General features: G+C 64.8%; 8 protein-coding genes. 3 read left to right on the top strand and 5 right to left on the bottom strand.

Annotated elements, in window-relative coordinates; translation table 11 throughout:
- Window positions 1-171: integrase core domain-containing protein (locus tag ACFX59_RS18005; RefSeq protein ID WP_387434417.1), on the top strand; the 171-nt coding region annotated here is incomplete at its 5' end.
- Here the strand turns inward: ACFX59_RS18005 and ACFX59_RS18010 are convergent.
- Window positions 119-909 (bottom strand): IS5 family transposase gene (locus ACFX59_RS18010; RefSeq protein ID WP_387434404.1). Its coding sequence is split into 2 segments (ribosomal slippage): window positions 119-591 and window positions 591-909, totalling 792 coding nucleotides; the frame shifts between segments, so codons are not numbered across the junction. The two genes, ACFX59_RS18005 and ACFX59_RS18010, sit on opposite strands and share 53 nt — an antisense overlap.
- 822 nt (window positions 910-1,731) lie before the next feature.
- The gene (locus tag ACFX59_RS18015) at window positions 1,732-2,289 is read right to left on the bottom strand and encodes a site-specific integrase (protein WP_053058597.1); all 558 of its coding nucleotides are present in this window, start codon (window positions 2,287-2,289) and stop codon (window positions 1,732-1,734) included.
- A 164-nt stretch (window positions 2,290-2,453) separates the two neighbouring features.
- On the opposite strand from ACFX59_RS18015, the gene ACFX59_RS18020 reads away from it, so the two are divergent.
- Window positions 2,454-3,332, top strand: coding sequence for an EAL domain-containing protein (locus tag ACFX59_RS18020; protein ID WP_387434407.1), 879 nt, complete (start codon window positions 2,454-2,456; stop codon window positions 3,330-3,332).
- Between the two features lie 16 nt (window positions 3,333-3,348).
- Here the strand turns inward: ACFX59_RS18020 and ACFX59_RS18025 are convergent, their stop codons facing one another.
- The 3 genes from ACFX59_RS18025 to ACFX59_RS18035 form a co-directional block, all read right to left on the bottom strand.
- Window positions 3,349-4,884, bottom strand: a complete 1,536-nt coding sequence (locus tag ACFX59_RS18025; RefSeq protein ID WP_387434409.1) for a family 43 glycosylhydrolase — start codon at window positions 4,882-4,884, stop codon at window positions 3,349-3,351.
- 146 nt (window positions 4,885-5,030) lie between these two features.
- The gene (locus tag ACFX59_RS18030) at window positions 5,031-6,539 is read right to left on the bottom strand and encodes a hypothetical protein (RefSeq protein ID WP_387434412.1); all 1,509 of its coding nucleotides are present in this window, start codon (window positions 6,537-6,539) and stop codon (window positions 5,031-5,033) included.
- 331 nt (window positions 6,540-6,870) lie between these two features.
- On the bottom strand, window positions 6,871-7,350 hold the full coding sequence (locus tag ACFX59_RS18035; protein WP_387434415.1) for an RES family NAD+ phosphorylase: 480 nt from the start codon (window positions 7,348-7,350) through the stop codon (window positions 6,871-6,873).
- Between the two features lie 198 nt (window positions 7,351-7,548).
- On the opposite strand from ACFX59_RS18035, the gene ACFX59_RS18040 reads away from it, so the two are divergent.
- Window positions 7,549-7,728, top strand: a complete 180-nt coding sequence (locus ACFX59_RS18040) for a DUF5808 domain-containing protein (protein ID WP_309704398.1) — start codon at window positions 7,549-7,551, stop codon at window positions 7,726-7,728.
- Window positions 7,729-7,862: the final 134 nt, after the last annotated feature.

Consider the following 7,862-nt stretch of genomic DNA (forward strand, 5'->3'; position numbering starts at 1 on the left):
GTTCATACCCTCAAGCGCGATTACGTCCGCGTCTCGCCGCTGCCTGATGCTCCCACCGCGTTGACATCGCTGGCCGGATGGACCGAGGACTACAACGACAACCACCCCCATTCAGGGCTCAAAATGCGTTCACCGCGCGAACATCGCGCACTGGTTTCTGCAACCGCTTGAATCCGTCCGGTGAAACGGGGGCCAGATCATCTGCATTTATCGTATCCAGATCATGGCGCATGCGACGGAAGCGTTTAAGTTTGTTGAAGAAGCACTCGATCTGGTGGCGCTCTTTGTAGAGCCGCCAGTCGATTGCCGGCTTTCGGGTCCGGCTGGGATTAGCCTTGATCTGCGCCGTTGCGCCGAGATCATCGGCAATGAAAATGAGTAGCGGATCGGCATCGTAGGCAGCATCGGCGATGACATGACCTACGCCACGCAGGCCTTTCAGCAGATTCAGCGCCTGGGGAGCGTCGCCACTTTGCCCCGGCGTCGGGTGAATACAGATCGGCAGTCCGATGACGTCGACGGCCGCGTGTAGCTTGGTCGTCAGTCCGCCACGCGAACGGCTAATCGCGGCAGCTTCAGCCCCCCTTTTGCGCCGCTTGCATCGGCATGGACCTTCGAGATCGTGCTGTCGATCAGAACGTATTCGAAGTCCGGCGTGTCGGCCATCGCATGGAACAGCTTTTCCCAAACGCCAGCGTGCGACCAACGACGGAACCGCGCATGGACCCCGCTCCATTTGCCGAACGGCTCCGGCAGATCACGCCAGCGTGCTGCATTGCCCGCCATCCACAAAATCGCATCCACGAACAGCCGATTATCGACCCTGCTGCGCCCACGCAGTCCATCCCGCCCAGGAAGATGTTCCGCAATCCGCTCCCATTGCTTGTCCGTCAGCGTGCGTCTGCTCATGATCCAGCTCCTTCGCCAGCCTTGAATCAGAACTCGCCGACAAAGGGAATCCTCAAATGCAGACAGGGCCTAGGGGTCGAGCAGACTGGTCATGACCTTTATAGCTCGGGCAATTTCGAACTGCCCCACGCCCTAGTGATGCAGCTTTTTGGCGTTGCGCATGCGGCAGGGTCGGTCTTGTCAAGCGTACCGGTCGCACAGATCACCTCGTGCGCCTGACGCGGATTAACGTGGGAGAAGGGATGTTCGTGGGGCGCCATTAAAGTCAAGCCAAACGGCAATGGCGGCCGGCATGTTAGCGATCGAGGGCTGCCGAAGTGCTCGATAATATATGTTATGTAAAATCGATAATACGGTCAGCCTATTGAGCTTGTTGGTCCCAACACCGTGCACTTCAAAAAAAAAGAATCAAGAGAATATACCAACGTGGCTGCAGCGCGAACCCAGTTTTAGGCCTCTCTGCAAGCGGCTGCGTCAAACTCCCACGCAAGTTCCCCGGCGATCACCCTATGACGCAGAGGTCGTCTGCGGATGCCCCATACCGAACAGCGAATGAGGATCCGAATATACGCCCAGGAATGGGATCCATCCGAACGTCGTAGTCGACCGCCGACCGCCGACCGCCTGGCGCGGTTTGGGTTTTCTTTTTCGTAAGATTTTGTAAATAAGCATGGCTAACGCAGGCGAAGCCATTGTTTTCCAATGAAAACATGTGTTTCAAAATAGCCAAAACTGTAACATGCCGCAATATGGTTGTGTAAGTCCTTGACCCTCCAAGGACTTGCCTGGCGCAGTCATGGGCGGCGATACGTCCCGCTTGCCTCAGACTCCGTGCCACATGCGTTTGGCGAGGTTTCGTTCTTCGTGCCCCGTGGCGTGGGTGTAGATCGCGGTCGTCTTGATGTCGGCATGGCCGAGCCAGCGCTGGACCATGTTCAGGGGCACGCCGGACTGCACGGCGTTGACGCCAAAGGCATGGCGCAAGCCTTTGGGGGTCGCATAGCTTCCCCGGATTCCAGCGGCTTGCATGACCTCGCATATGCGGCGATAGCCGGTCATCCGGCACCAGGGGAATAATCGTTCAGGCGGCAGCTGGCCCTTTTCCAGCCCGTGGCGCAACTTGCTGATGATCGATCGTTTGACCGGGACCGATCGGAACATGACTTTATCTCTCTTCTTCAGGCATTTGATTACGATGCACTGTTGATGGAAGTCGATATTGCTTTCCTCCAGCGCCAGCGCTTCGGATATCCGGCATCCGGTATAAGCAACGATCAGGCAGAATATTTCTATCTCGGGAGGATAGCATCGCGTCAGCTTGATGAACGATTGCAGCTCATCCCGCGTCAGATACTTCCGCTGACCCTTCGCGTCGTACATCGACCAAGGCATGTTCGAAGCCTCTCCCCGGTTTGAAGGTCCCGAAGATAGCGGGATTATGGTTTGAATTCTGTTCAATGGCTGACGACCCGGTTGTTACAGTTTTGGCTATTGCGTCACCGGGCGGCGATCTGCGGCGGATCGCGACGACAGGGGGGGGGAAGGTGGCGCGACATTCCGACGACGGGCCATGGGCCGACCGCGAAGATACCGGGACCGAGCGCGTGGCGCTGGCCGATCGCGGCGATGGAGGGGCTATGCTGGCGTGCCCGTCGGCATCGATGGCGCTGGTGTGGCAACCCGTCCGCGACGTGCGGCCGGGCGGCGCGATCCTGTATCACGAAGGGCTGGTGCGCTTCCCCGAGACCGATGGCTGGGACGCCGCGCCGCACGCGACGCTGGCGATGATCGAGCGTTGCGGCGGAAGCCTGTCCTTCGACCGGCTCATCGTCCGCCGCGTGATCGAAGCGTTGCGATCCGATCCCGTCGCGGTCCTCGGCGTCAATCTGTCCGCCGCCAGTACCGATCCCGATGGCTGGAGCGATGTGGTGGCGATGCTGCGGAGCGATCGCGCGATCGCGCGCCGCCTGATCGTCGAGATCACCGAAACCGCGCCCTTTGCCGACATCGACAGGGCTGCCTCATTCTGCGCGCAGCTCCAGGCCTGCGGCGTGCGCGTCGCGCTGGACGATTTCGGGGCGGGGCATTCGTCCGTCGCCACCGCGCTGGCGTTGCAGCCCGCGATCATCAAGATCGACGGCGCGTTCGTGCAGCAGGCCGGGGCGAGCGCCACCGGCGCGGCGCTGTTCCGGCATTTGGTCGGCATCGCCCGGTCGATCGGCGGCTTGACCATCGTCGAAGGGGTCGAGACCCGCGAACAGGCCGATATCGCCCAGGACGCGGGGAGCCTATGGCAGCAGGGCTATTTCCATGGCAGGCCGATGCGGCTGCGCCCCGCCAGGACCCAGGCCGATTTCATCGCGTGGAGCGACCCCGCGCATCGCGCCGGGGCGGGACTGTTCACCCCCATCTCCTGGCGATGATGGCGGCGCGGCCGCTTCACGCACCCGAACAGGCAGCAGGCGCGTCGGCCGGTCGCGGCGTGACCGGCGCGGGGCTGGGCGACAGCGCTTCCCATTCCTCCACCGCCAGCCCCGCATGGCGGTCCCCCGCCCCCGACGCGTCCATCACCGCGCGCAGGCAGCGGGTGGTGACGGGGGCGAAGCGCACCTCCTGGAATCGCTCCACCCCGGTCGGATAGGTCCCCGCGATCCGCCGCCAGCTCCCCTGCCCCCAATATTCCAGATGCCAGGCGGCGGGCGGGGCGACGCCTTCGTCCGCGCCGGCGGGATGGTCGGCGAAGAAGCGGATGCGCGCGCCGTTCAGCGTCACCGGCCGGGGCCAGCGATATTCGATCCAGGCGCTGGCCGGGTTCGCCTTCGTCCAGTTGCCCCACATATCGGGCGGCAGCGGGTTCGCCCGCACCACGCCGTCGTTCAGCGCGGCGATCCAGTATTGCACCGGGCCGGGCGCGTTGGAGGCGGTGGCCCAGGCGCTTAAGCCCCGGTTGCGCGTCGGCGGGGGCGGCGGGGCGGGTGCCCTGCTCGGCTTTACGGGGCGGATCGCGGGGGGCGAGACGCTGTCGTCCCACGCCATCGGATCGAGCGCGACCGAGCGGCGGAAATGCCCCCCGCCCTTCGCATCGGCGGTATGATAGGCCAGATACCAGCGTCCCTTGAACGGGACGGCCCCCGCATGCGAGGTGGTGGACGACACCGGGGGCAGCACCACCCCGCGATAGGTCCAGGGCCCCATCGGGCTCGGCGCCGAGGCATAGGCCTGGCATGCATGATAGAGCGTCGGCGTACAGGCGCTGCCCGGCCCGGTCGTGTTGGCGGCGTAGAGCAGATAATAGGTGCCGCGCCGCTTCATGATCCAGGGCGCCTCGAAGAAGCCGGTCGCGCCGGTCACGACCTGCTCGGGGCCCTTGGGGGTGACCATGTCGGGGGCCAGCTCCATCGCGCGCAGCCGCCCGAACGTGCCCCAATAGATATAGATACGGCCGTCATCATCGATCAGCACGGTCGGGTCGATATTCTGGATGTCGTTGGCCACCGGCACCGTTTGCGAGATGATCGGGCCCGAGGGGTGCGCGTCGCGCCACGGCCCGGTCGGGCGGTCGGCTACCGCCACGCCGATCGCGAACCGGTCCTTCGCCCCGCCGTCCCGCTGGAGCACCGGCGCATAGAGATAGAAGCGCCCGTCCCGCCCCTTCACGATCTGCCCGGCATAAGCGCGGCCCGGCTCGGCCCAGGCGAAGACGCGCTCGGGCCGGGCGATGGCGGGATAGTGCCGCCACACGCCGCTGGCGGGGTCTTTCGTCGAGAGAAGCTGCCACTCGTTCATGATGAAGTCGTTGACGCCTTTGGGCGCCTCATCGCGCCCCGCCAGGATCCACAGCGTGTCGCCATCGACCAGCGGCGCGGGGTCGGTGGAATAGTAACGCCCATCGGCCAGGATCGGATTGCCCCGGCTGTGGACGGTTTCGGAAGCGAGCTGGGCGGCGAGGAGGATCAGCGGGATCATGGCGGGCATAGTGGCCGAGCCTGTCGCGTCTGTCGATATAGTATACCTTCTTCCTTTTCCTCCCCTGCAAGGGGAGGTGGCAGTCCGCAGGGCTGACGGAGGGGTGTCACCCCCTTCGAGAGCGGGACACCCTTCTCTTGCAGGGGGGGACTAGCTTAGCGATCCAGCAACGCCGCACTCGGACACCCCGCCGCCCCCGCGCCCGCGCCCGGCCGATAGACCAGCCGCACCCGGCTCGGCCCGGTGGGGATGCAGGCGGCCAGGTGATAGTCGCGCGCCAGCACCGCGCGCAGCACCGCGCGGGTCGCCGGGTTGCCGAAGGCGAAGCGGGGATAATCGTCGACGATCGCGCCGGGCCGCGCGGCCAGGATGCGGCGGACCTCGGCGACGGGGTCCACGCCGATCGCGGCCGCGCTCGCCTCGTCCCGGGTGGCGAGATGCCCCGGAAACACCCATTTCGACGGCAGGCAGCTATGCGTCAGCAGGTAAAGCGCCGGATAGCCGTCATAGACATAGAGACAGCCGCGCGCCGGGGTCGCGGCAGCGGCGACGGCCCGCGCCTCGGCCGCGCCGCCCTTGGTCCGCTCGCTGAGGTGCAGCACGATCTGCCCCGCCGCGCCGATCGCGAGCAGGAAGGCCGCGATCCCGGCACGGCGCCAGCGGGCCAGCGCGGGGGCGGCGACCAGCACGCCGGGCAGGACGATGGGCAGCGCATAATGCGGGCTGCCGAACCGGCCATAGAGCAGGACCGCCGCGCCCGCGACCGCCAGCCAGACGAGCAGCAGGCGAAAGCCCTCGCGCCGCTCCGCCGGGACATGGCGCCAGGGCCGCCCGAAACCGATCGCCAGCGCGAGCGGCGCCAGGATGCCGACACAGGCGGCCAGCCCCTCCAGCTCGTCGGCCAGCGGCCGCGCCGCCTGTCCGCCGAGCGAGACGATATTGGCAAAGAGCCAGGCCTGCCCCTGCCCCATCGCGGCATAGCCGCCCAGGGCGACCAGCGTCGGCAACAGCGCCAGCGCGACCCAGACCAAGGCCATCCCCGCCAGCCGCCCCAGCGGCACCCGCTCACGCCAGCCCTGCCAGAGCAGGATGCAGCCGAACGCAAACCCCTCGGGCAGCACCGAATATTTGATCTGGAGCGCCAGCCCCACTGCCGCCATCGCGACCGCGCCGCAGGGAAACAGCCGCCCCCGCCCCTCGACCGCGCGCAGCACCGCGCTCGCGGCGACCAGCATCGGCGCATTGTAGAAGACCGGGGACTGGCCCCCTTCCCCCTCCATCAGGTTCAGCCAGAGGATATAGAGGATCGCCGCCACGACCGCCGCCCCCGGCCCCGCAAAGCCCCGCGCGACACGCTGGATACCGAAGGCGGTGGCGATGACGAAGCCGGTCGCGACCAGCTTATAGGCGAGGAACCCGTCCCCCCCGAGCCCCCGCGCCCCCGCATAGAGGAGGAACAGTCCGATCGGCTTGCGGTCGAAGATATCGACATAGGGCATCGCGCCGTGCAGCATCCGGTCGCCGACCAGCAGATAATATTGCTCGTCGAACCCGATCACCGGATTCCCGAACGTCCGCGCCCGCACCACCAGCGCGACCAGCGTCAGCAGCAGCAGGACCAAAGCCTGCCCCCGCCACCCGCTTTGCCCCTGTCCCTTGCTCATGAGACGCGCGGGTGGGTCGCTTTGCGGGCAAAGGCAAGGATAAAGAGGGTGATGTCGAACGGCCCCGCCCCCGTTTGACGAAGGAAACCGCATCGATCAGCATCGCGCCATGTCATCCCTCCTCTCGCGATTGAGTCGCGCAGCGATGCGCAAGCCACGGTGGCGAACACCATGGAATATCGCCGCAACAGGACTGGCCTGGCTGTTGAGCCGGTTGTCAGGCTTGAGCCGATGGCCTCTGAACCGCCATGATTGTCTTGTCGCCGCTGCGTTTCTGGGCACGGGCCTGGCGGTGGATATATGGGGTTTGCGGTCCGAGAGGCGGTAAGCGTCAGCCTGCGGTGTATCGTTCCAACATCGGCGGTCGATGCAGACACTCCGAGAAGCGGAAAGGTCGGGTGGATAGAGGGGCTATGTCGGCCGCGTCGGCGTGCAGCGGGTTCATCAAAATTATGTCGGCTTCGGGCAGGACGGCGGACTGGACGGCAATTGCAAGCGACCGCCGCTGCTTTGCCCAGGCGTCGACGAAAGCGACCTTTGCCTCGCTGCCCAATGCGTGGGGAACCCGCTCGACATCACAATCGATGGTCGTCCAACCCAAAACGAAATCGTCGTCGGAGAATGCCGGGGTGGCCTGGACATAGCGCAGTGCCACCAAGACCGCTAATCCCGGCTCACTTGCGAAGTTGACCAATGGGACGCCGGGCGATGAATAGCGCCCACCCGATTTCGCCGCACCCGCCCCATCGAGGGCGACATATTGTGGTCGCGTCAGCCGCCATAGTTTCATTCCACCGGGTTTATCAGGCACGGAGTGGTTGCCTCAATACACCAGCCTTCCCGATCGGGAACGACGAGTGAGACGCTGTGGGCGCTCCCGAAATCGATCGGGAAAGGAGAATGCGTGCGGCTTCTCCAAACCCGCAGCGGATAGGGAAATGCGAAGTATCGACGCACGGTGATCGTCTGCGATATATGGAACATCCGGTATCGAGACGGGGGTTGCACGGTGAGCAAGGGGTATGATCTACTCGGGCTTTATCATGATGCCGACGATCCCCGCGTAATTGTTCCAAAGCGCGTCAAGGCGCTTGGCTGGACGATCAATGTCGGCCATCAAAGGGGTCGATTGGCTCTTGCCGGTGTCGGCGTGGCGATCCTGATAGCTGCCGCCTTGCAGTATGGATGAAAGCAGCTGCCGCGCAGAATCTAATCCCTATCGGGATCGAATATCAGGAATGACCGAGTTGGGTGGAGGCTGTGTAGAAACGCTCCCGAGATGAAAGGCGCGTGGTGATGATCGGAAGGCCGCGATGACCGAGT

Origin of the sequence: Sphingomonas sp. NCPPB 2930 (assembly GCF_042867205.1) — a bacterium.
GTDB lineage: Bacteria > Pseudomonadota > Alphaproteobacteria > Sphingomonadales > Sphingomonadaceae > Sphingomonas.